Annotated in this window: 19 protein-coding genes; 6 read left to right on the top strand and 13 right to left on the bottom strand. The window is 70.5% G+C overall.

Going from position 1 to position 23,565, the window contains the following annotated elements; all coding sequences use genetic code 11:
- Positions 1 to 142 precede the first annotated feature (142 nt).
- Positions 143 to 1,423 (bottom strand): extracellular solute-binding protein, encoded by a 1,281-nt coding sequence (locus HL652_RS01635; RefSeq protein WP_171703689.1) that lies wholly within the window; start codon positions 1,421 to 1,423, stop codon positions 143 to 145.
- 104 nt (positions 1,424 to 1,527) lie between these two features.
- Positions 1,528 to 2,652, bottom strand: coding sequence for an ROK family transcriptional regulator (locus HL652_RS01630; protein ID WP_171703688.1), 1,125 nt, complete (start codon positions 2,650 to 2,652; stop codon positions 1,528 to 1,530).
- Positions 2,653 to 2,762: 110 nt separating this feature from the next.
- On the opposite strand from HL652_RS01630, the gene HL652_RS01625 reads away from it, so the two are divergent.
- Both HL652_RS01625 and nagA read left to right on the top strand, forming a co-directional pair.
- Positions 2,763 to 3,161: a YrdB family protein gene (locus tag HL652_RS01625; protein ID WP_253743579.1), complete on the top strand. Its 399-nt coding sequence runs from the start codon at positions 2,763 to 2,765 to the stop codon at positions 3,159 to 3,161.
- Positions 3,158 to 4,408, top strand: coding sequence for an N-acetylglucosamine-6-phosphate deacetylase (nagA, locus tag HL652_RS01620; RefSeq protein WP_253743578.1), 1,251 nt, complete (start codon positions 3,158 to 3,160; stop codon positions 4,406 to 4,408). Before HL652_RS01625 ends, nagA begins: the two co-directional genes overlap by 4 nt.
- Positions 4,409 to 4,569: 161 nt before the next feature.
- Here the strand turns inward: nagA and HL652_RS01615 are convergent, their stop codons facing one another.
- The gene (locus tag HL652_RS01615; protein ID WP_171703687.1) at positions 4,570 to 5,790 is read right to left on the bottom strand and encodes an NADP-dependent isocitrate dehydrogenase; all 1,221 of its coding nucleotides are present in this window, start codon (positions 5,788 to 5,790) and stop codon (positions 4,570 to 4,572) included.
- Between the two features lie 144 nt (positions 5,791 to 5,934).
- On the opposite strand from HL652_RS01615, the gene HL652_RS01610 reads away from it, so the two are divergent.
- Genes HL652_RS01610 through HL652_RS01600 form a run of 3 tightly spaced genes read left to right on the top strand, consistent with a single transcriptional unit; the run spans position 5,935 to position 7,199 of the window.
- On the top strand, positions 5,935 to 6,387 hold the full coding sequence (locus HL652_RS01610; RefSeq protein ID WP_171703686.1) for a GNAT family N-acetyltransferase: 453 nt from the start codon (positions 5,935 to 5,937) through the stop codon (positions 6,385 to 6,387).
- Between the two features lie 6 nt (positions 6,388 to 6,393).
- A complete protein-coding gene (locus HL652_RS01605; protein ID WP_171703685.1) occupies positions 6,394 to 6,795 on the top strand; it encodes an MGMT family protein in 402 nt (133 codons plus the stop codon).
- Positions 6,792 to 7,199, top strand: a complete 408-nt coding sequence (locus HL652_RS01600; protein ID WP_171703684.1) for a hypothetical protein — start codon at positions 6,792 to 6,794, stop codon at positions 7,197 to 7,199. The genes HL652_RS01605 and HL652_RS01600 overlap by 4 nt, the downstream gene beginning before the upstream one ends.
- Before the next feature lie 69 nt (positions 7,200 to 7,268).
- Here the strand turns inward: HL652_RS01600 and HL652_RS01595 are convergent, their stop codons facing one another.
- The 9 genes from HL652_RS01595 to sucC all read right to left on the bottom strand — a co-directional run bounded on the left by HL652_RS01595 (position 7,269) and on the right by sucC (position 18,763).
- A complete protein-coding gene (locus HL652_RS01595) occupies positions 7,269 to 9,083 on the bottom strand; it encodes an ABC transporter ATP-binding protein (protein WP_171703683.1) in 1,815 nt (604 codons plus the stop codon).
- On the bottom strand, positions 9,080 to 10,918 hold the full coding sequence (locus HL652_RS01590; protein WP_171703682.1) for an ABC transporter ATP-binding protein: 1,839 nt from the start codon (positions 10,916 to 10,918) through the stop codon (positions 9,080 to 9,082). Before HL652_RS01590 ends, HL652_RS01595 begins: the two co-directional genes overlap by 4 nt.
- A gap of 125 nt (positions 10,919 to 11,043) precedes the next feature.
- Positions 11,044 to 12,249, bottom strand: a complete 1,206-nt coding sequence (gene ddaH / locus HL652_RS01585; protein ID WP_171703681.1) for a dimethylargininase — start codon at positions 12,247 to 12,249, stop codon at positions 11,044 to 11,046.
- Between the two features lie 67 nt (positions 12,250 to 12,316).
- Positions 12,317 to 13,999: a bifunctional phosphoribosylaminoimidazolecarboxamide formyltransferase/IMP cyclohydrolase gene (gene purH, locus HL652_RS01580; RefSeq protein ID WP_171703680.1), complete on the bottom strand. Its 1,683-nt coding sequence runs from the start codon at positions 13,997 to 13,999 to the stop codon at positions 12,317 to 12,319.
- Positions 13,996 to 14,589: a phosphoribosylglycinamide formyltransferase gene (gene purN / locus HL652_RS01575; RefSeq protein ID WP_171703679.1), complete on the bottom strand. Its 594-nt coding sequence runs from the start codon at positions 14,587 to 14,589 to the stop codon at positions 13,996 to 13,998. The genes purH and purN overlap by 4 nt, the downstream gene beginning before the upstream one ends.
- A gap of 2 nt (positions 14,590 to 14,591) precedes the next feature.
- The gene (locus HL652_RS01570; protein WP_216603965.1) at positions 14,592 to 16,007 is read right to left on the bottom strand and encodes a cell division protein PerM; all 1,416 of its coding nucleotides are present in this window, start codon (positions 16,005 to 16,007) and stop codon (positions 14,592 to 14,594) included.
- Between the two features lie 38 nt (positions 16,008 to 16,045).
- On the bottom strand, positions 16,046 to 16,576 hold the full coding sequence (locus tag HL652_RS01565) for a hypothetical protein (protein WP_171703678.1): 531 nt from the start codon (positions 16,574 to 16,576) through the stop codon (positions 16,046 to 16,048).
- Between the two features lie 87 nt (positions 16,577 to 16,663).
- Complete coding sequence (gene sucD, locus HL652_RS01560; protein ID WP_171703677.1) at positions 16,664 to 17,569, bottom strand: succinate--CoA ligase subunit alpha; 906 nt, start codon at positions 17,567 to 17,569, stop codon at positions 16,664 to 16,666.
- A gap of 18 nt (positions 17,570 to 17,587) precedes the next feature.
- Positions 17,588 to 18,763 carry an ADP-forming succinate--CoA ligase subunit beta gene (gene sucC / locus HL652_RS01555; protein WP_171703676.1) on the bottom strand — a complete coding sequence of 392 codons (1,176 nt, stop codon included), beginning with the start codon at positions 18,761 to 18,763 and terminating at the stop codon, positions 17,588 to 17,590.
- Between the two features lie 254 nt (positions 18,764 to 19,017).
- On the opposite strand from sucC, the gene HL652_RS01550 reads away from it, so the two are divergent.
- Complete coding sequence (locus HL652_RS01550) at positions 19,018 to 20,931, top strand: hypothetical protein (protein WP_171703675.1); 1,914 nt, start codon at positions 19,018 to 19,020, stop codon at positions 20,929 to 20,931.
- A 210-nt stretch (positions 20,932 to 21,141) separates the two neighbouring features.
- On the opposite strand, the gene HL652_RS01545 is transcribed toward HL652_RS01550, so the two are convergent.
- On the bottom strand, positions 21,142 to 23,562 hold the full coding sequence (locus tag HL652_RS01545; RefSeq protein ID WP_171703674.1) for an ATP-dependent helicase: 2,421 nt from the start codon (positions 23,560 to 23,562) through the stop codon (positions 21,142 to 21,144).
- Positions 23,563 to 23,565 lie beyond the last annotated feature (3 nt).

Here is a 23,565-nt window from a genome sequence, read left to right as displayed (position 1 = left end):
CGCTTGTGCCTCTCACCTCCTAGGGCGATGGGCATCTGGGCCGGTGGAGGCCGATGTTCGCGCATCGGCCCCCACCGTGTTGGTCGGGTCTGTCGGCCGGGTCTCCTCGGGCCGTCGCTGCGGCCTCGGGCACCCGGCGGCGTCAGCCGTTGAGGATGCCGTCGATCTTCTCGTCGAGCGCCTTCGCCAGCTCCGTCACGTCGCCGCCCTGGGCGATCGAGACGAAGAAGTCCTGCAGCGCGCCCGAGGCCTCGACGTCGGCCCACTTCGGCGAGGCCGGCGTGAGCTTCGCGTTGGCCGCGGCCTCCGCGATGGCGGTGGCCACCTCATCCGTTCCGAGGGTGCCGGCGAGCGAGAGCTTGGCGGGAACGAGGCCGTTCTCGCCGAGGATGGTCTGGTACTCGTCGCTCAGCATGATGGCCAGCGCATCCTTCGCCAGCTCCGGGTGCGCCGAGTTGGCCGAGACCGCGATGTTCGAGCCGCCCGCGAACACGTGGGCCGCGCCGCCGTCGGCACCGGGCAGGGCGTAGACGCCGAGGTTGCCCTCCTGGTCGGGGCACCCGGGGGCGTCGGCGTCGGCCGGGGCGAGGATGGAGAACTTCACCCAGCTGGGGGCCGACAGGTTCGCGATGGCGCCCTCGCAGTAGGGAACCTGCGGGTCGGTCTCGTTGCCGTCCTTGGCGGCGACGGAGGCTTTCGTCATGACCTCTTGCACCTGCTCGAGGCCCGTGATCGACTCGGGGCTCGAGAAGCTCGAAGTCCAGGTGTCGCCGTCCTGCACCGCGATCTCGCCGCCGGCCTCCCAGATGTAGGGGAGGGCGTTGTACCAGTCCTGGCCGGGGAAGTAGATGCCCGAGACGCCCGGGTTGGCCTCGGCGAGGGCGATGCCGTTCGAGACGTACTGGTCGAGGGTGGTGGGCACCGAGAGACCCGCGTTCGCGAGCAGGTCCTTCTTGTAGAACACCAGGCGGGCACCCGAGTAGTAGGGGGCTGCGTAGAAGGTGCCGTCGTAGCTGCCCGCCTCCACGAAGCCGGGCAGCAGGTCGTCGCCGCCCAGCGCGTCGTACTGGTCGCTCAGGTCGAGGAAGGCGCCGGCCGAGGTGAAGGCCGCCGCCTGCGTGTTGCCCACCTCCACCACGTCGGGGCTGTCGGAGCCCGAGAGGTTGGTGGTGAGCTTGTCGACCAGGCCCGTCCACGACTGCTCCTCGATGGTGAGCGTCGAACCCGGGTGCTCGCTCTCGAAGGTCGTCTTCAGGTACTCACGAGCCTCGTCAGGGGTGTCGGTGCCGTTCAGCCAGACCCGGATGTCGGCGGTGTCGCCGCCGGAAGCGTCGTCGCTTCCCGAGCCGGAGCCCGCGCAGCCGGCGAGCGCGAGGGCCGCCGTCACGCCGAGGGCTGTGACGGCGAGTGTCGTCTTCCTCATGGTGTTCTACCTTTCCTAGGGCGATGGGTGATGCAGGGTGCCGGCTGGGACCGGCGGGTGGTGCGTTCGTGTGGTGCGTTCTTTCGGCGCTCCCGCGGCCCGGTCTACGAGACCCCGAGCTGGCCGGAGAGGACCATCACGGCCGCGCCGCGCAAGACGATGTCCTGCCCGAGCGCGGTCATCCGCAGCGCCAGAGAGCCGTGGAACTCGGCCATCGTGCGCCGGCGCAGTGTCTCGAGCGTGGCCGCGGAGAGCGGCCCGTCGAGGAGTTCAGGGGGCCCGCTGAGAATGATCTCGCTGAGATCGAGCGCGCCCACGACGGGTGCGAGCGCGATGCCGAGCCGCTCCCCCGCCTCGCGCAGGGCGACGTCGCGTTCGCGCGCGTCGGCGCCCTCGAGCCGGGCGATGAGGTTCGGGATGCTGAGCCACGTCTCGAGGCAGCCCTGCTTCCCGCAGGCGCAGACGGCGCCGCCGTCGGTTCCCACCACCACGTGGCCGATCTCGCCCGCGGCGAAGCGGCTGCCGAACAGCGGCGTGCCGCCGACGAGGAGGCCGGCGCCGACACCGTGGCCGATGGTGATGAGCATGGCGTCGCTGTGGGCTCCGCCGAAGCTGTGCTCGGCGAGCACCGCCGCGTTGGCGTCGTTGGCCACGAGGGCCGCAACCCCGAAGGTGTCGCTCAGCACGCGCCGGAGTTCGACGCCCTGCCAGCCGAGATTGGGTGCCGAGAGCACGACTCCGTCGAGGTCGACGATGCCCGGGGAGCCCACCCCGATGCCGAGCACCGGCGCCGTGGCCCGGTCGACGAGCTCGCGGGCGAGGGCGACGACCTTGGCCACGGCCTCATCGCCCGTGCTGCCGGCGAGCTCGATCTCGGCGCGGGCGATGATGGTGCCGTCGAGGTCGAGCAGGGCGCCCGTGAAGAGCGAGTGGTCGGAGAGGTCGAGGCCCACGATCACGAAGGCGCTGCGGTCGAGGTCGAGCAGCGTCGCGGGCTTGCCGGGGCGGGCCTCCTCGCGCTGACCCAGTTCGACGACGAGCCCGTCGGCGATGAGTTCGGCCACCAGGGCGCTTACGGTGACCCGGGTGAGCCCGGTCTCGCGGGCGATGTCGGCGCGGGAGCGGGTGCCCTCGCGGTAGAGGATTTGCAGCACGAGGGAGCGGTTGTGGCCCCTGGCGTGCTCGGGGAGCACTTTCGAGGAGGGCCGCAACGGCTTCAGTGCTGTCATGTTTGTTAGTAAAGCTTACGAACATACCCAGCGCAAGCATCCGTGGTGATTTGGTTCATGAGGTTTACAAACTCGAAACACGGATGCGCGCGGCCCGTAGCATGGTCTGCGTGCAAGACGACTCCCCTGCCCCCGGCGCTCCTGGTCCTTCGGGCGCCCCGCGCGCGCCGCGTGACGTGAAGGTCGGCGTCAACGACGTCGTGCGCTTCGTGCTCGAGCTGTTCGCCTTCTTCACCTTCGGGTTCTGGGGCTTCGTAGCGTGGCCGCTGCCGTGGAACATCGTGCTCGGCATCGTGACTCCGCTGTTCGCGGTGCTCATCTGGGCGCTGTTCCTGTCGCCGCGGGCGGTCATCCGCCTCGACGCCTTCGGGCGGGCGCTGGTAGAGATCGTCGTGATGGGAGGGGCGGCGCTCGCCTGGCTCATGCTCGAGCAGTCCCTCATCGCCCTCGTGTTCGGCGTGGTGGCGGTGGTGAGCGGCGTCATCGCGGGCCGCAAGGAGTTCTCGTGACCTCGCCGGTGTCGCTCGTCGTCTTCGGCGCCCGGGCACTCGACGCCGACGGCATCGTCGACGACTTCTGGGTGGCCGCCTCCCCCGACCGCATCATCGAGACCGGCACGGGCGCCGGCTGGCGCCGCTTCGCGGGCGGCGCGGGCGCGGGCGACGCCGACGCGACCCGCGCGGGCGCGACCGGTGCGGCGAGCGCCGGGGGCGACGCGGGGCGTCGGACGGCCGCTGACGGCGGCGCGGGCGCGGCGGGCGCGGGCGTCGAGGTCGTCGATGCGGCGGGCGGGTGGTTGACGCCGGGCTTCATCGACCTGCACGCGCACGGGGCGGGTGGGTTCGCGTTCGACGACGGGGTCGACGCCATGCGGGCGGCCCTCGCGGTGCACCGCGCCCACGGCACCACCGGATCGGTGATCTCGCTCGTCGCCAACCCTCCGCACCTGCTCGAGGCGAGCCTCGACGCGGTCGCCCGCCTCGCCGCCGACGACCCGCACGTGCTCGGCGCCCACCTCGAAGGGCCCTTCCTCGCCCCGGAGCGCAAGGGCGCGCACAACCCGCTCTTCCTCGGACACCCCACGAAGCACGTCGTGCGCGACCTCCTCTCCGCCTCCGAGGGCCGGCTCGCCCAGGTGACCATCGCCCCCGAGCTCCCCGACGCCCTCGACGCCATCGAGACCTTCGTCTCGTCAGGCGTCGTCGTCGCCGTCGGGCACACCGAAGCCGACTTCGACACGGCTCGAGCCGCCTTCGATCGCGGCGCCACCCTGCTCACCCACGCCTTCAACGCCATGCCCGGCCTGCACCACCGCCACCCGGGCCCCGTCGCCGCCGCACTGGCCGACCCTCGCGTGACGCTCGAGATCATCGCCGACGGCGTGCACGTGCATCCGTCGCTCATCTCCCTCGTGTTCGACGCCGCACCCGGCCGCGTCGCCCTCGTCACCGACGCCATGGCGGCCGCCGCCGCCCCCGACGGCGCCTACCGCCTCGGCTCGCTCGACGTCGAGGTGACCGAGGGCCGTGCGGTGCTCGCCGGCACCGACACCATCGCCGGATCGACCCTCACCGCCGACGCCGCCCTCCGCACCGCCCTCGCCGCCGGCGTCGACCCCGTGGCCGCCGTCTCCGCCCTCACCGCGACCCCCGCCCGAGTGCTCGGCCGCCCCGAGCTCGGCACCCTCCGCCCGGGCGCCGCCCCCCACCTCGTGCTCCTCACCCCCGTCTTCGAGGTCACCCGCGTCTTCGCCTAACGCCGCGCCGCGCGAAACGACGGAGTTTCCCGGCCTTTCGGCAGAACGACGGATGCTCGGGCCGGGTTTCCGGGCAAACTCCGTCGTTTCGCGCGGGCGCGGAGACGACGAAGGCCCCCGCCCCAAGGGGCGAGGGCCTTCGCGCGGCGCGCGGGCGGGGCTTACGCCGCCGCCATGCGCTCCTGCAGGTTCGCGTCGAGGGTCGCGAGGAACTCCTCGGTCGTCTGGTAGGCCTGGTCGGGCCCGACGAGCAGCGCGAGGTCTTTCGTCATCTTGCCCGACTCGACGGTCTTGATGACCACGTCTTCGAGGGTGAGCGAGAAGTCGATGAGCTCCTGGTTGCCATCGAGCTTGCCGCGGTGGGCGAGCCCACGGGTCCACGCGAAGATCGAGGCGATCGGGTTCGTGGAGGTGGGCTTGCCCGCCTGGTGCTGGCGGTAGTGGCGCGTGACGGTGCCGTGCGCCGCCTCCGCCTCGACGACCGAGCCGTCGGGAGTCGACAGCACCGAGGTCATGAGCCCCAGCGAGCCGAAGCCCTGCGCCACGGTGTCGCTCTGCACGTCGCCGTCGTAGTTCTTGCAGGCCCAGACGTAACCGCCCTCCCACTTCATGGCCGAGGCGACCATGTCGTCGATGAGGCGGTGCTCGTAGGTGAGGCCGGCGGCGTCGAACTGCTCCTTGAACTCGGTCTCGTAGATCTCCTGGAAGATGTCCTTGAACCGGCCGTCGTAGGCCTTCAGGATGGTGTTCTTCGTCGAGAGGTACACCGGGTAGTTGCGGGCCAGCCCGTAGTTGAGCGAGGCGCGGGCGAAGTCGCGGATCGACGCATCCTGGTTGTACTGCACCTGGGCGATGCCGTCGTCGGGGGCGTCGTAGACCTCGAACTTCATCGGCTCCGAGCCGTCTTCGGGCGCGAACTCGACCGTGAGCTTGCCCTTGCCCTTGAACACGAAGTCGGTGGCGCGGTACTGGTCACCGAAGGCGTGACGGCCGATGATGATCGGCTTGTTCCAGCCCGGCACGAGGCGCGGGATGTTCGAGATGATGATGGGTTCACGGAAGATGACGCCGCCCAGGATGTTGCGGATGGTGCCGTTCGGCGACTTCCACATCTTCTTCAGCCCGAACTCCTCGACGCGGGCCTCGTCGGGGGTGATGGTGGCGCACTTGACGCCGACGCCGTGCTTCTGGATGGCGTGCGCCGCGTCGATGGTGACCTGGTCGTCGGTGGCGTCGCGGTGCTCGATACCGAGGTCGTAGTACTCGAGGTTCACGTCGAGATAGGGGTGGATCAGCGTGTCTTTGATGGCCTGCCAGATGATGCGGGTCATCTCGTCGCCGTCGAGCTCGACGACCGTGCCTTCAACCTTGATCTTGGACAATTCAGCTCCTCAACAGCCGCCGGAAATGGGCCGTCCACCAGTTTACCCTTTCTCGGAACTATCTCGACGTCGAGATAGTTCACCCCCACGCAACCCCCAGCCGGAGCGGTGGCGCGGCCTCCGCCCAGCCGTTAGCCTGAATCCATGAGTGAACTGAAGCTCGTCGAGCTCTCGGCGTCGAACATCGTCGCGGCCAACACCCTGACGTTGAAGCCCGGCCAGGAGCAGTACGTCGCACCGGTGTCGCACTCCATAGCCGAGGCGTACGTGAACCCCGTCACCGCCTGGCCTCGGGTGGTGCTCGAAGACGACGAGGTGGTCGGCTTCATCATGGGCAACTTCGACCCCGATGCGCAGGAAGACGAGTTCCGCAGCTGCATCTGGCGCATCAACGTCGCCGCCGACGCCCAGGGCCACGGCGTGGGCCGTTTCGCGGTGCTCGCCCTCGCCGACGAGGCGCGTCAGCGCGGCTTCGAGCAGATCACCGTCATCTTCGAGCCGGGTGAAGACGGCCCCGCCGCCTTCTTCGAGAAGATCGGCTTCGTTGCCACCGGCGAGACGCCCTACGGCGAGACCATCGCCGCGCTCTCCCTCTGAGTCCGGATGCGCAGGGCCGGCCCCGACAGTGACGAACGGGGGCCGACGGTCACCGACGACGAGCTCCCCACCTTCGTCGAGGCCGTGCTCGAGGTCGTCGACTCCATCCCGCCGGGCCGCGTTCTCGCCTACGGCGACGTCGCAGCCCTGCTCGGCACCCGTGCCGCGCGTGCCGTCGGCGGGGTGATGCGACGCTACGGCCACGCGCATCCGTGGTGGCGGGTGGTGCGGTCGGGGGGCCTGCCTCCCACCGGTCACGAGGCCCGCGCGCGCGAGCACTACGAGGCGGAGGGCACCCCGCTCCGAGCGATCTCGCGGGAACCGGGGTATACGGTCGACTACGCTAAGGCGATGTGGCATCCGTCGCACCCGGACGCCCACGACGAGAGGACCGACCACAGCAGATGAAGACGCGCGCGCTCCCCGCCGCCCTGGCGGCGGCCGGACTCGTCGCCGCGTTGTCAGGATGCACCCTCGCCAACGCCATCACTCCCCCCGTCGAGGCCCAGCTCTACCCCACGGCCGCCGATGGCCGGGCGTCGAACGCGAGCATCCCGATCCCCTCCTGGGTTCCCGACGACGCCACGATGATCCGCATCAAGGAGAACTCCGAGACCGGAGCCACCATCATGCAGTTCACCACCGGAGCCGCGGTGCTGGGTGGTGCGTGCGAGGCGGGCGCCACGGATGCTGCGCCGGCCCTGCAAGATACCTGGTGGCCCCAGACACTGCCGCCGGTGGAGAACATCAACTGCCAAGACGGCTGGAAGATCTTCGGCGCCGGCAACGGCATGTTCGACGCCTGGAAGTAGCGGGCACCGCCCGCGGTCGGAGCGCTGACGTCTCGCGCCCCGTCGCGCCGGCACCGCCCGGCCGGGTCGCTACACCAGCGACCCGCGCCAGGAGGCGTGCAGCTGCGCGAACCGCCCCTCCCCCGCGATGAGCTCGGCGGGCGACCCGTTCTCGACGATGCGCCCGTGCTCCATCACCAGCACCCGGTCGGCGATCGACACCGTCGAGAGGCGGTGCGCGATGATGACGGCGGTGCGGTCGGCGAGCAGCGTCTGCAGCGCCTCCTGCACCAGCCGCTCGCTCGGGATGTCGAGTGACGCGGTCGCCTCGTCGAGGATGAGCACCGCGGGGTTCGCGAGGAACGCGCGGGCGAATGAGATGAGCTGGCGCTGCCCCGCCGACACCCTGCCGCCGCGCTTGTTCACGTCGGTGTCGTAGCCGTTCGGCAGGCCCGTGATGAACTCGTCGGCGCCGACCGCCTTCGCGGCGGCGACGATCTCCTCCGGAGTCGCGTCGGGCTTGCCGATGGCGATGTTGTCGGCCACCGTTCCGGAGAACAGGTACGCCTCCTGGGTCACCATGACGATGGCGCGGCGCAGGTCTTTCGGGTGCAGCTCCCGCAGATCGAGCCCGTCGAGCGTGATGCGGCCGGCCGTGGGGTCGTAGAAGCGCGAGATGAGCTTCGCCAGCGTCGACTTGCCCGCGCCGGTCGAACCCACGAGCGCGACGGTCTGCCCGGCGGGGATGTCGAGCTCGAACTCGGGAAGGATGGGCCGGTTCGGGTCGTAGCCGAACTCGACGTTCTCGAACCGCACGGCACCCGACGACACCCAGAGGTCGACGGGGCGGTCGGGATCGGGCACGCTCGGCCGCTCCTCGAGCACGCCCGAGATCTTCTCCAGTGCCGCCGTGGCGCTCTGGTAGCCGTTGTAGAACATGGCCATGTCTTCCATCGGGTCGAAGAAGCGGCGCGTGTAGAGCACGGCGGCGAGCAGCACACCGATCTCGAGCCCGCCGTCGACGACGCGGAACCCGCCGACCAGCAGCACCACGGCCACGGCGATGTTGCCGATGAGCACGAGCCCCGGGTCGTAGATGCCGAACAGCCTGATCACCCGCCCGTTCGAGTGCCGGTAGTCTTCGACCAGCTCGGCGAACTCCGCCTCGTTGCGGCGCTCCTTGCGGAACGCCTTCACGGCACGGATACCCGTCATGCTCTCGACGAACTGCACGATGAGCCGCGCCGAGGCCACGCGGGTGCGCCGGAACATGCGCTGCGACCGCACCTGGAACCAGCGCGTGAGCACCGCGAGCGGCACCAGCGAGGCGAGCAGGATGAGCCCGCTCTCGACGTCGAGCAGGAACAGCGCGACCGCCGTGAACAGCATGTAGAGCACGCCCTGCACCAGCTGGTTGATGCCCGAGTCGAGCAGCTCCCGGATGGCGTCGAGGTCGCTGGTCTGGCGCGAGATGATGCGGCCCGAGGTGTAGCTCTCGTGGAACTCGAGGCTCAGCTTCTGGGTGTGCAGGAAGACCCGGCGGCGCAGGTCGAACAAGATGGCCTGGCTGATGCGCGCCGACAGCACCGTGAACCAGGCGATGAGCCCGGCGCCCGTGATGCCGGCGAGCAGGTAGGCCACCCCGGCGAGTGCCACGGGCATCCAGTCGGCGTCGAGCAGGGCAGGAAGCCCGGTGTCGATGCCGTAGGCGATGATGGCGGGGCCCGCCACCTGCGACACGGTGCTGATGACGACCACGACAATACTGAGGGCGAGGCTCCCGCGCATCGGGTGCACGAGCGAGCCGAGCAGGCGCAGCGACCTGGCCCTGATCTGCTTGCTCTCGGCGCGGCTGAGGTCGTCGCGCTCCTCGCCCTCGACCCCGCTGACGGATGCGTCGGTCATCGTGCCACCCCCTCTCGTTCGGTGTCGGTGTCGGTCTGTGCGGCGGCTGCTCCGGTCGCGTCGGCGGCGGCCTCGGCCTCCAGGCTCGAGATCACGAAGCGGTAGTGCTCGTTCGTCGCCAGCAGCTCCGAGTGCGTGCCCACCGCCGTGACCTTCCCGTCTTGCAGCAGGGCGACCCGGTCGGCGAGCGCGACCGTCGACGGGCGGTGCGCCACGATGAGCGCCGTCGTGGTGGCGAGCACCCGGCGCAACGCGGCCTCGACCAGCGCCTCGGTGTCGACGTCGAGGGCCGAGAGCGGGTCGTCGAGCACCAGGATGCTCGGCTTGGCCGCGATGGCACGGGCCAGCGCGAGGCGCTGACGCTGGCCGCCGGAGAGACTGAGTCCCTCCTCCCCGACCCTGGTGTCGAGACCCTCGGGCAGGTCGTCGACGAAGCTCGCCTGGGCGATCTCGAGCGCCTCGCGCAGCTCGGCCTCCGACGCCTCGGGCCGGCCGAGCAGCACGTTCTCGCGCACCGTCTGGCTGAACAGGGTGGCCTCCTCGAACGCCATGGCGACGCGCGAGCGCAACTCTTCCCGTCGCATCCGCCGCACGTCGACGCCGTCGACCCGCACGGCGCCGCCGGTGACGTCGTAGAGCCGGGTGGTGAGCGCGGTGAGCGTCGACTTGCCCGAACCGGTGAGGCCGACGAGCGCCATGGTCTCGCCCGGCCGCACGGTGAGGTCGACCCCGTCGAGCAGGTCGGGGAAGCGCTCGGGTGCGTCCTGGTAGCGGAAGTGCACCGCGTCGAACACCAGCTCCCCGCGCCCGTCGACCACCGTCTCGGGCGACTCGGGGTCGGTGATGGTGTTGCGCTCGTCCATCACCTCGAAGAAGCGCTGCGTGGCGGTCTTCGCGTCGAGCGTCATGGCGAGGAAGTACCCCATCGACCAGATGGGGAACAGCAGCACCGTTCCGGTGGCGAAGAACGCCACGAGCTGGCCCACCGAGGTCTGCCCGGTGGAGGCGAGCCACACCCCCGTGACCAGGCAGACGCCGAAGGCGACGTCGGGAATGAGGGTGAGGTAGAGCCAGATGCCGGCGATGGCCTTGGCCTTCTCGATCTCGGTGCCGCGCAGCTCCTCGGCCTGGCGCTCGAAGCGCTTCAGCGCGTAGCGGCTGCGGCCGAAGGCCTTCAGCACACGGATGCCGTGCACCGACTCCTCGACGCTGGTGGCCAGATCGCCGGCCTGGTCTTGGCTGCGGCGGGCGACATCCGAATACCGGCGCTCGAACGAGAAGCTGTAGAGGATGACGGGGATGGCCGCGGCCAGGAAGATAAGGCCGAGCACCCCGTTCAGGCTGATGAGGATGGCGACGCCGCCGAGCAGCGTGAGCACGTTCACGACGAGCAGCACGAGCCCGAACGACAGCCAGCGGCGGATGAGGTTGAGGTCGCTGACGGCACGCGAAAGTAGCTGCCCGCTCGGCCAGCGGTCGTGGAACGACACGGGCAGGTCTTGCAGCTGGGCGTACAGCGCGTTGCGCATGCGCGCCTCGACGTGGGTGCCCGGCGTCAGCACGAGGGCACGGCGCAGACCGATGAGCACGGCCTCGAGCACACCGAGGCTGAGCACGATGCCGCCGGCCAGCCAGATCTGGCGCTCGTCGCCGTCGGCGAGCGGGCCGTCGACGAGCCACTGCAGCACCTGCGGAATGGCGAGCGCGACCAGCGAGGCGAGCAGGGAGACCACCATCGCCGTGTAGATGCGCGGCAGCGCCTGCTTCGCGAAGGGTCGCAGACGTGCCAGTACCGCCACTGTTCCGGTGGGCTTCTGGTCGTGCGGGGTGGTCATGCTCTCGTCTTTCGTCGTGCTGCCCGGGGGCGCGACGAATACCCCCGTAGAGGGGGTGTCGGCGTCGTGGCAGCCTTACAGGCTAGCTCCCGCAGCCGGACGACGCAAGCACGGTGACGAATCGCTCATCGCACCCGCACGGAGAGGCAGGTGACGCACCCCTCGAGCTTCTCGAACTCCGAGATGTCGACCGAGATCACCCGGTAGCCGAGGCCCTCGATGAGCCGCGCCGACTCGGGCGCGGAGGCCGCGACCAGCACGGTGTCGTCGGCGAGCACCACCACGTGGGCGCCGCTCGGCTCGGGCACCTCGAGGAAGCGGTCGTACACGAAGGGGTCGTCGACGAGCGGCCGGTAGCCGATGACCGTGCCGTCGGGCAGCGCCGTGACGGTGCTCTTCAGGTGCAGCGCCTTGGTGACCGGAACCGCCACCACGGAGTAGCCCCGCGGCGCGAGGATCTTACGCAGCTGCCGGATGCCGTCGGAGTTCGTGCGCCCGCCGCGGCCCACGTAGACCGTGGAGTCGATCTTCAGCACGTCGCCGCCGTCGAGGGTTCCGGGCCGCTCGATGCGCACCACCTCGAGCCCGAGGCCCGCGACGCTCGCCTCGACCGCGTCGAGCTCCCCCACCCGCGACTCCTCGCCCGGGCTGCCGATCACGGCGAGGGCGCCGAACATCACGACGGCGTCTTCGACGAACACCGAGTCGGGCAGCTCGTCGGCGACGGGCACCTCGACGGGCTCCCACCCCGCACCGGTGAGCGCGGCGAGATAGGCCTCCCACTGCTCCTCCGCCAGGTCGACGTCGACCTCGCTGCGCTCGATGTGCGTGACGACGCCCTGGGCCAGGCTCTCCGCCGGCCGCCGCACCAGCACGTACTTCTTCTTCAGCACTTCCTCCTGCTCGCTGATGGCGATGGCGGCGTGGATGCGCCGGGCGACGGTGACGGATGCGATGGTGCCGCCGAGCACGAACAGCAGGTTGTTGCCCACCATGGTCTGCAGGAGCGGCACGACCATGGCGTCGAAGGCGATGCCGGCCACGAGCGCCGAGACCCCGGTGCCCACGAGTGCGGCGAGCACCGAGGAGACCACCCCCGCGATGAGCGCGGTGTACCAGCGCCGGAACGCCCCGACCAGCCCGAACACGGCGGTGAACAGGAACAGCAGCAGTGTCGAGTTGAGGAAGTACTCGCTGTAGACCGGGAAGACCTGGGGGTTCTGGCTGTTCGCGATGAAGTAGGCCAGGTCGGCCACGAGCAGCGCGATCACGGCGATCACCGCCGCTGCGGCCACCGATGCCAGGAGCGAGCGGAGCCGGTACGAGGACATAGAGACGACCTTAGGTGATGCGGACTGGGCGCCGGCCCAGTGCATCCTGGACGTCGGCCCAGTGGATTCAGTGGAAGAAGTGACGCTCTCCGGTGAAGTACATCGTCACTCCGGCCTTCTCGGCAGCCGCGACGACCTCCTCGTCGCGCACCGAGCCACCCGGCTGCACGACCGCCTTCACCCCGGCCTCGAGCAGGATCTCGAGCCCGTCGGCGAAGGGGAAGAAGGCGTCGGATGCCGCGACCGACCCCGCGGCGCGGTCGCCGGCGCGCGTGACGGCGAGCCGGCAGGAGTCGACCCGGTTCACCTGACCCATGCCGACGCCGACGGAGGCGCCCTTCGAGGCGAGCAGGATGGCATTCGACTTCACCGAGCGGCAGGCCTTCCAGGCGAACTCGAGGTCGTCGAGGGTCGCCTCGTCGGCGGCGGGGCCTGCGGCGAGCGTCCAGCTTGTGCGGTCGAGCCCGCCGAAGCCGTCGGGGGTCTGGGCGAGGAAGCCGCCGCTCAGCTGGCGGAGCTCGGTGGCCTCGCGGCCGAAGCCCTCGGGGAGGGTGAGCAGGCGCAGGTTCTTCTTCGTCTTCAGCACCTCGAAGGCCTCCGCCTCGAAGGCTGGCGCGACGAGCACCTCTGTGAAGATGTCCTTCACCGTCTCGGCCATGGCGAGCGTCACGGTGCGGTTGGCGGCGATGACGCCGCCGAAGGCGGACAGCGGGTCACAGGCGTGAGCCTTGGCGTGGGCGTCGGCGATGGCGTGCTGCGCATCGATCGAACGAGACGCGACGGCGATGCCGCAGGGGTTCGCGTGCTTGATGATGGCGACGGCGGGCTCGTCGAAGTCGAAGGCCGCGCGCACGGCGGCGTCGGCGTCGACGTAGTTGTTGTACGACATCTCCTTGCCGTGCAGCTGCACAGCCTGCGCGATGCCGTGCCCGTCGGCGAGCGCGTAGAGGGCCGCCTCCTGGTGCGAGTTCTCGCCGTAGCGGAGGGTGGCGGTCTTGGTGGCCTCGACCTGGAGGGTCTCGGGGAAGCCGGCCGGAGCATCCGGAACAGGCGCACCCTCGATGCCGCCGACACCCTGCACGCCCGCCTCGGCCGAGGCGATCGCCTCGCTCGTCTCGCCGCCCAGCTGCTCGGCGAACCAGCCGGCCACCGCCGTGTCGTAGGAGGCGGTGTGGGCGAAGGCCTGCGCGGCGAGCTCGCGGCGCAGCTCCAGCGCGGTGCCGCCCGTGGCCGCGGCGGCGATGACGTCGTCGTAACGGTCGGGCGAGACCACGATGGCGACGTTGGCGAAGTTCTTCGCCGAGGCGCGCACGAGCGCGGGCCCGCCGATGTCGATCTGCTCGATGACGGCGTCGGGGGCGGCGCCCGAGGCGACCGTCTCACGGAACGGGTAGAGGTTCACCACGACGAGGTCGAAGGGGCGGATGCCGAGCTCGCCCAGCTGCTTCTCGTGCGACTCGAGGCGCAGGTCGGCGAGGATTCCGGCGTGCACCCCCGGGTGCAGCGTCTTCACACGCCCGTCGAGCGACTCGGGGAAGCCGGTGACGCTCGACACCTCGGTGACCGACACGCCCGCGTCGGCGATGCTCTTCGCCGTCGACCCGGTCGAGACGATCTCGACCCCGTTCGCGGCGAGCGCCTGCACGAGATCGACCAGCCCGGTCTTGTCGCTGACGGAGATGAGCGCCCTGGTGATCGGCACCGTGTCGCGGTGGCGGTAGAGGCTCGGGTCGTGCTGGGGGCCACTCATCGTGCTGCTGTCTCCTCGAGGTCGACGTGTCCGTTGGCGATGTCGAGCACGGCCTGCACCAGCAGGGCCCGCTCGACGGTCTTGATGCGTTCATGCAGTTCGTGCTCGGTGTCGCCGGGCTCGACGGCCACCGACTGCTGCACGATGACGGGGCCCGTGTCGACGCCCTCGTCGATCACGTGCACGGTCACGCCCGTGGTGTCGACGCCCGCGGCCAGCGCGTCGCGCACGGCGTGCGCCCCGGGGAACGCCGGAAGCAGGGCCGGATGCGTGTTGATGATGCGCGGGGTGAGCGTGGCCACCACGACGGGCGGCAGGATGCGCATGAACCCGGCGCAGACGACGAGGTCAGGCGACCAGCGTTCGATCTGGGCCAGCAGCTCGGCGCCCCAGGCCTCGCGCGACTCGAAAGCGGTCGGGACGACGGTGAACGACGGCACGCCGTACTCCTCGGCGTGGGCGAGGCCGGGCGCATCCGTGTCGGAGCCGACGGCGATCACGCGCGCCGGGTACTCGGCGTCGGTCGCGGCGTCGAGGAGCGCGCGGAGATTCGAGCCACCCCCGGAGATCAGGACGAGGAGCGAGAGCACCGTCACAGTGTATCCGGCGCGGCGGGGGCCTCTCGTCGGGAGGGCGGCGCCGGGCGGTCGACGGGGGCGGTGCGGTCGATCGGCGCGGTGTGCAGGGTGGAGGCCGCGCCTGCGCCGGAGGCCGAGGCCGAGCGCGGGCTCGCGCCCGCGCTCGCACCTGCGGCCGCACCCGCACCCGACGACGTCGCGCCGGCGACGAGGCCGAGCGCCGAGGAGACGGTGAGCTCGACGAAGGCCCAGAGCCAGACGGCGCCCGCGTCGGGGCCGACCTCGGCGAGCCGCCCCGGGCCCGCCGCGCCGCCTGACCAGAGCGCGAGCAGCGCGAGGATGCTCGCACCGACGAGGCCGATCCCCACCGCTACTCCGACCAACCGCACGGCCCGCCCCCGCGCCCCGCCGAGCTGACGGCCCGCGACCGCCCGCAGGAACACGGGGCGCAGCACGGCTGCCGCCAGGAAGCCCGCCGCCACGGGCACCAGCAGCCCCACGAATCCGAGCACGGGCGTGCCCTGGGGCAGGGCACCCAGCACCGGGAGGGAGGGCACCAGGCCGAGCTGGGTGCCGAGCGGCGAGACGCCCGATCCGGCGCCGAGGGCGAAGCCGGGGCCCACGAACCAGCTCGCCGTCCAGACGATGAGGTTGGGCAACAGGGCGAGCTGCGCGAGCGTGAGGGTGATGCCGCCGAGGAGGCCCGCCTGCAGGCTCTCGTAGAGCGCGACGATCGACGAGAAGTTGGCGACCAGGATGACGGCCATCGCGAGCGCCGAGAAGCCGACGACCGTCGCGGCCGTCAGCGCACCGCCGCGCAGCGCGAGTGCGACGAGGCTGCGCTCGGTCTCCGGCACCGAGGCGATCGCCGACCGCCACCGCCGGCTGAGTACCGCGTCGGGAGCGGGCTCGCGCGACGGCGAGCGACGCGCCTTCCAGGCGTAGCCGATGGCAAGACCCGCTGCGTAGACGGCGGCGGGGAACACGGTGCTCTGGGCGATCGAGGGCATCGCGGCGTCGTCGCGGGCGCCGAAGGCGACGGCGAGCCCCAGAGCCGCCAGCACCACGACCCCCACCACCGCGCCCGTCACGGGGTAGGGCGTCGCGCTCAGGCGGCGCCCCGAACGCGTGCCGAGCAGCAGCGTGAGCAGCGCGAAACCGAGCGGCGCGATGCCCACCTCGAACGGCGTCTCGGCACCGGCGACGCCGAGGCGCAGGGCCAGTGCCGGGTCGATCGCGAGCCGCAGGTCGACGCCGTTGCCGAGCAGCCACAGGTCGCCGGCGGCTCGCCAGAACGCCAGCCAGTCGACCGAGAGGCCGAACTGCACCGCCCACATCACCGTGAGGGGGATGAGGGGGATGCCGAGGCCGATGGCCACGACGATGACCGCGTCGAGGGCGGAGAGGAAGACGGTGGTTGCGCGGTTCATGCCTGCCCGAGCCTACCGTCAGCCGCGCATCCGGAGCCTCAGTGCAACAGTGCTTTGAGCAGGATCACGGCGACTCCCAGCATCGCGGTGACGAAACCGCCGAGGAAGCACACGTACCACTTCGCGCCGCGCTCGGCGAAGGCGAGGATGCCGAGCAGGAAGAGCACGACGACACCGACGGAGAGCGCGAGATCGTAGGCGACGTCTTCGGGGATGATGCCGGCGGCGCCGAGCGCGAGCATGACGATGGGGAGGATGGCCGAGGTGAGCAGACCCGCCGAGTGCCTCACGGCGTGGGCGAGCGACTCGCCGAGCGGGATCTCGGTGGCCCCGAGCTTGCCGTGGTGGGCCACCGTGGCGGCGAAGACGTGGGCGATCCAGAACACGAAACTCGAGGTGCCGACGGTGACGAGCAGCGAGAAGTCGCTCTCGTCGTCTTCGACGATGACGATGAGGGCGGCGATGAGGATGGTGCCGTAGATGGCCTCCGCCGTCACCAGCTCGTGCCTCAGCCGCCGGTACAGACTCGGCACCTTCGAGGCCGCCACCGCCGCCGCGTTCTCCGTCACCGCACCATTGTGGCAGACCGGCCACCGCATCCGGGAACACCGAAGGGGCCGCGCTCGGCACGGCCCCTTCGTGTGTGTTCTGCGGCTTTAGCCCAGCGCTGCGTACACTTCGCGGAGGAGGGCGGCGGTCTCGCTCGGGGTCTTGCCGACCTTGACGCCGGCGGCCTCGAGGGCCTCCTTCTTGGCCTGGGCGGTGCCGGCCGAGCCGGAGACGATGGCACCCGCGTGGCCCATGGTCTTGCCCTCGGGCGCGGTGAAGCCCGCCACGTAACCGACGACCGGCTTGGTGACGTTCGCCTTGATGAAGTCGGCGGCGCGCTCCTCGGCGTCTCCGCCGATCTCGCCGATCATGACGATCGCCTTGGTCTCGGGGTCGGCCTCGAACGCGGCGAGCGCGTCGATGTGCGTGGTGCCGATGATGGGGTCGCCGCCGATGCCGATCGCGGTGGAGAAGCCGAGGTCGCGCAGCTCGTACATCATCTGGTAGGTCAGCGTGCCCGACTTCGACACCAGCCCGATCGGGCCCTTGCCGGTGATGTTCGCCGGGGTGATGCCCACGAGCGACTCACCGGGGGTGATGATGCCGGGGCAGTTCGGGCCGATGATGCGGGTCTTGTTGCCCTTGGCCTTGGCATAGGCCCAGGCTTCGGCCGAGTCCTGCACGGGGATGCCCTCGGTGATGACGACGAGCAGCGGGATCTCGGAGTCGATCGCCTCGATGATGGCGTCTTTGGAGAATGCCGGCGGCACGAAGGCGATGGAGACGTCGGCGCCGGTGGCCTCGATGGCCTCCTTCACGGTGCCGAACACGGGGAGCTCGACGGCATTGCCGTCTTTGTCGGTGTGGGCCACGGTGGTGCCGGCCTTGCGCGCGTTCACGCCGCCGACGACCTGGGTGCCGGCCTTCAGCATGAGGGCGGTGTGCTTGGTGCCCTCACCGCCCGTGATGCCCTGGACGATGACCTTGGAATCCTTGTTCAGAAAAATCGACATTGTTCTCTCGTCCTTCGCTTACTTCGCAGCGGCTGCAGCAGCCAGCTCGGCGGCCTTGTCGGCGCCCTCGTCCATGGTGGCGGCCAGAGTGACCAGCGGGTGGGCGGCCTCGCGCAGGATGGCGCGGCCCTCCTCCACCCGGTTGCCGTCGAGGCGCACCACGAGCGGCTTCGAGGCGGTGTCGCCCAGGATGCCGAGGGCGGCGACGATGCCGTTGGCCACCGCGTCGCAGGCGGTGATGCCGCCGAAGACGTTCACGAACACGCTCTTCACCTGCTCGTCGCCCAGGATGACGTCGAGCCCGTTGGCCATCACCTCGGCGGATGCTCCACCACCGATGTCGAGGAAGTTGGCCGGCTTCACGCCGCCGTGGTTCTCACCGGCGTAGGCGACGACGTCGAGGGTCGACATGACGAGCCCTGCACCGTTGCCGATGATGCCGACCTCGCCGTCGAGCTTGACGTAGTTGAGGTCGTTGGCCTTGGCCTTGGCCTCGAGCGGGTCGGCGGCGTCGGCGTCTTCGAGCGCCTCGTGGCCCGGGTGACGGAAGCCGGCGTTCTCGTCGAGCGAGACCTTGCCGTCGAGGGCGATGACGTCGCCCTCCTCGGTGAGCACCAGCGGGTTGACCTCGACCAGGGTGGCGTCTTCTCCCTTGTAGACCTCCCAGAGCTTCACGAAGACGGGGGCGACCTTCTCGATCAGCTCGGTGGGGAACTTCGCCTCCACGGCGATGCGGCGAGCGGTCTCGATGTCGATGCCCGCGATGGGGTCGACCTCGATGCGGGCGAGAGCGTCGGGGCGCTCGACGGCGAGCTGCTCGATCTCCATGCCGCCCTCGTAGCTGGTGAGGGAGAGGTAGGAGCGGTTGGCCCGGTCGAGCAGCACCGAGAAGTAGAACTCCTGCGCGATGCGGGCGCCGCCCGCGACCATCACGCGCTTGACGACGTGGCCCTTGATGTCGAGGCCGAGGATGGCCTTCGCTGCCTCTTCCGCCGCCTCGGGGTCTTTCGCGACCTTCACGCCGCCGGCCTTGCCGCGGCCGCCGATCTTCACCTGCGCCTTGACCACCGTGACGCCGCCGAGCTTCTCCGCAGCGGCCCTGACCTCCTCGGGGGTGTCGGCGATGATGCCCGGCAGCACGGGAACGCCGTAGCTTTCAAAGAGGTCTCGGGCCTGGTACTCGAATAGATCCACGCTGGTCTTCTTCCAATCCGCATTCGACTCGTCGTCCCGGCAGGGAACCGGGATGTGAAGGACGGCGCGACAAAAGGAGTGTCCCCTCCATCGCTCCGGACACCATCTAGCACTCTACCCCCGCGACGAGGCGCGTCCTGCCGCCGGCCGGGTCGCTCCCGGCCAGTTCTGCACCGGTGCCGCCGAGGGCACATTCGTCCACAGATCGGCGGTCGCCGGCGGGCGGGTGCGCTTCTCGCGGTCAGTCTCGTCGCATGAACCGCATCCTCCGCATCCTCGCCCTGGTCGCCGCCGCGCTCCTGCCTCTGCCCGGGCTCGCCCTGGCCACCGCCCTGCCCGCCGTCGCGGTGCAGGAGATCGCGCACGGCCGCGGGTCGATGTGGCTCGCCGACGGTGCGTCGTGGATCGGCAACTACGAGCTCGACGACGGCAACATGGGCTACTGCATCGACGTCGAGAAACCCGCGCCCTCCGGCGCCTCGTTCGACTACCTCGACGGGTCGAGCGCGGCGCTGTTCTCGCCCGACGACTCGGCGCGGCTCGCGTATCTCTCACGCACCTGGGGTGCGCCGGGCGACGCGGTCACGGCTGTGGCGGCGCAGCTCGCCACCTGGACGATCACGGGCCTCGCCGGGCACGACCAGGCCTACTTCGCCCAGCGCGCCAACGGCGACGCCGACCGGGTGCTCGAGCTCGCGAATCGGATGCTGCGGCAGGCCGACGGGGCGAAGGGCGCCTCCCGGGGCGTCAGGGCCACTCTCGACCTGCGACTCGACGCGGGGTTGGTGGTCACCGACCTCGTCGTCGACCATCTCGCCGGGCCCGCGCAGGCGCCTCCCGCGAGCCATCGCGGCACCCTGGAGCTGCGGGGCGCCACCTTCGAGAACGGGGCCCGCACGATGGCGGTGGTGAACGGCACCCTGGTGAAGATCGTTCCCGACTCGGGCCGCGCGGTGTCGGCGGTGACGGTGTCGGTGAGCTATCCCGATCTGCCGTACGGTCCGCGGTTCCGGCTCGCGCAGAACCGGGGTGGAACGCAGAGCCTGCTGGTGCAGTCGCCCTTCCCCACCTCGGCGAGCGCCTCGGCCTCCGACTCGGTTCCCAACCCCCGCCCGTTCCGCCCGCGGGTCGAGACGATCACGAGCGCGGCGGTCGCGGCGGCGGGTGCGGGCCTTCACGATCGGCTGGAGGTCTCGGCGCACCCCGACTCCCCGACGGGCGGCGAGTGGGGTGTGTACCGGGCGGCCGACGGCACGCTCGCGCCGATCCCTGTGGTGGTGAGCAGCAGGCTGCTCGGGCCGTTCGGTACGAGGCCGGTGCGGAGCTCCACGGTTCCCGCAGACGCGCCCGTCGTCTGCGAGGTCGAGACCGCTGTCACCACGGGGTCCGGTCGCTACGACAGCCCAGAGTGCACGGTGCCCGCCGCCGGGTTCTACGTGTGGGTCGACTCCATCGACCCACGCAAGACCCCGCCCGAACGTGGGGGCGGGAGGCTCCAGGGCTGGACGTCGGAGTTCGGGGTGGCGTCGGAGACGACGCTCGTTCCGGCGACCCCGATCATCGAGACGACGGCCTCGACGGCCTCGACGGGCGAGCTCAGCGCGCCGGGATGCGTCAGCGATCGCCTGCTCGTGTCGGGCCTGCCGTCGGGGGCACCGCCGATCGAGGTCGTCTCCACCCTCCTCGGCCCGCTCGACCACGAACCCGCCGAGGGTGCCGAGCCCGAGGGCTGGCACGACTACCCTGTCGCCGGGAGCGTCACGACCACGGTGCTCGGCGACGGCGCCCACGAGTCGCCGTGCGTCGAGGTGTCGGCTCCCGGCTTCTACTACTTCGTGGTCGACTCGGTGCCGTCGACCGACCGCTTCGCGACCACCCCGGTCGTGTCGGCCTTCGCCGACCACCGCGTGCACGCGAGCGAGTCGGTGCGCTTCCCGGCTCCGACCCCGCCGCCCTCGCCGACCCCGCCGCCGACCCCGCCCGCGGCGACGCCTCCGGCACCCGCGTCGGGCCCGCCCGCGGCGTCGCCTCCCGGCGGGGGCACGCCCCCTGCCGGGAGCCTCGCTCAGACCGGCCTCACACCGCCGCCCCTCGGCATCGCCGGCCTGGTCGTCGCCATCATGATGGCCCTCGGCACCCTCGGCCTCGTCGTGGGCCGCCGCCCCTGAGGGCACCCGGCCGGCCGCGCGCCGCAGACATCTTCTGACGGGAAAAGTCCGTGAAGACGTAGGTCATCACGGACTTTTTCCGTGAGAATGTGCAGTCCACCTCCCGAGGCCACCCGCGCATCCACTCCCTTGCGGACAAAGTCCGACGGAACGTGGGTTGGGACGGACTTTGTCCGTAAGGACGTCGCGGGGAGCTGGCGGCCGGGGCCGTCAGAGCTTCTCGATGGGGGCGATCTTGATGAGGAGTTTCTTGGGGCCGGCGGAGTCGAAGTGCACGTGGGCGACACGCTTGGCGCCCTCGCCGGTGACCTGGTTCACTCGGCCCTCGCCGAAGTCGGTGTGCGTGATGCGGTCGCCGGGAGCCAGCTCGAGGTCACCGTTGTCGCGCACCTGGCCGGTGACCCGATTGGCCCACTCGGTCTTCGGCCGCGGCGGACCGGGCGGGATGCCGTAGCCGCTGTCGGTGTTCCACCGCGAGATGCCGCCCGAACCACCCCGCCCGCGCTGGGCGTTGAGGGCGCGCGGCTCGGTGCCGCCACGCGAGGTGGCCATGCCGGGCGACTGGATCCAGTCGATGAGCTCCGCCGGAATCTCCTGCAGGTACCGGCTCGGCATCGCCACCGCGGTCTCACCGAACTGCGCCCGCGTCATGGCGAGCGACAGGTACAGCCGCTTGCGGGCCCGCGTGATGCCCACATAGAACAGTCGCCGCTCCTCGGCCGGCCCACCCGGCTCGCTCGCCGACATGCGGTGCGGCAGCAGGTCTTCTTCGATGCCGGTGAGGAACACCGCGTCGTACTCGAGCCCCTTCGCGGTGTGCAGCGTCATGAGCGACACGGTGCCGCTGGAGTCGTCGAGGTCGTCGACGGCCGCGACGAGCGACACCTCTGTGAGGAAGTCGAGCAGCGTGCCGTCGGGGTTGTTGCGGTTGAACTCCTTCGTCACGGCCACGAGCTCTTCGACGTTCTCGGCCCGCGCCTCGTCTTGCGGGTCGCGACTGGCGCGCAGGCTCGTGACGTACCCGCTCTTCTCCATGAGCAGCGTGAGCACCTCGCTCACCGTCGCCTCTCCCCCGTCGCGCTCAGGGTCGACCAGCTCGGCGGCTTCGTCGAGCAGCGCCGCCAGCTGCAGGATCGCCCCCGTGACCTTCGGCCCGAGCCCGAGCTCAGACGCACGACGCATGGCCTCGCGGTAGCTCACCTGCTCGCGCTCGGCGAAGGAGGCCAGCTGGGTCTCGGTGGCGGGCCCGATGCCGCGCTTCGGGGTGTTCAGGATGCGCCGTAGCGCGAGCGCGTCGAACGGATTCGCGACACTCGTGAGGTACGCCATCGCGTCTTTGATCTCGGCGCGCTCGTAGAACTTCGTGCCGCCCAGCACCCGGTAGGGCAACGCGGAACGGATGAAGATCTCTTCGAGCGCTCTCGTCTGCGAGTTCGTGCGGTAGAACACCGCGATCTCGTTGTAGGGCATTCCCGCATCGCGGAGCTTCGCGATCTCGTCGGCGACGAACTGCGCCTCGTCGTGCCCGGAGTACCCGGTGAAGCCCACGATCTTCTCGCCGTCGCCCACGGCAGTCCAGAGCTTCTTGTCTTTGCGGTCGAAGTTGTTCGAGATGACCGAGTTCGCCGCGGTGAGGATGTTCTGCGTCGACCGGTAGTTCTGCTCGAGCAGCACCACCTGCGCGCCGGGGAAGTCGCGCTCGAACTCGACGATGTTGCGGATGTCGGCGCCGCGGAAGGCGTAGATCGACTGGTCGGAGTCACCCACCACGGTGAGCGACGCACCCCCGCCGCCGAACGCGGCGAGCCCGGTCAGCTCGTTCGACTCCGGCGGCCGGGTGAGCTCACGGATGAGCGCGTACTGCGCGTGGTTGGTGTCTTGGTACTCGTCGACGAGGATGTGCCGGAACCGTCGCTGATAGCGCTCCGCCACCTGCGGGAACGCCCGGAACAGGAACACGGTCTGGCTGATGAGATCGTCGAAGTCGAAGGCGTTGGCCTCGCGCAGAGCGCGCGTGTACGCACCGAACATCTCGACGAACTTCGCCTCCTGCGGGTCGGAGAAGTTCGCGCCCCTGGCGTACGACTCCACGTCGGAGAGCTCGTTCTTGAGCTTCGAGATCTTCGCGGCCACCTGCGACACCGTGAACCCGAAGGTGTCGGCCTGGTGGTCTTTGATGATGCGCTTGATGAGCGCCCGCGAGTCTTGCGAGTCGTAGATGGTGAAGCTCTTGGTGAAGCCGAAGTTCTCGGCCTCGCGACGCAGGATGCGCACGCACGCCGAGTGGAACGTCGAGATCCACATCCCCTCCGCCACCTGGCCGAGCAGGTGCCCGACGCGCTCGCGCATCTCGGCCGCGGCCTTGTTGGTGAAGGTGATGGCGAGGATCTGACTGGGCCACGCCTCGCCGCTCCTGATCAGCCCGGCGATGCGGTGCGTGAGCACCCGCGTCTTGCCACTGCCGGCGCCCGCGACGATGAGCAGGGCGGGGCCGCGGTACTCGACGGCCTCGCGCTGCTCGGGGTTCAGCCCGTCGAGCAGCGGGTCACCTCCGTCATCCCGCGGCCCGGCGGGCCCGTCGAGGATGATCGGGATGCTGCTCCTGGTGGTCTGATCGGTGGCGTCGCTCATGCT

Source organism: Herbiconiux sp. SALV-R1, from assembly GCF_013113715.1.
Classification (GTDB): Bacteria; Actinomycetota; Actinomycetes; order Actinomycetales; family Microbacteriaceae; genus Herbiconiux.
This window is presented reverse-complemented; position numbering and strand designations above follow the sequence as displayed.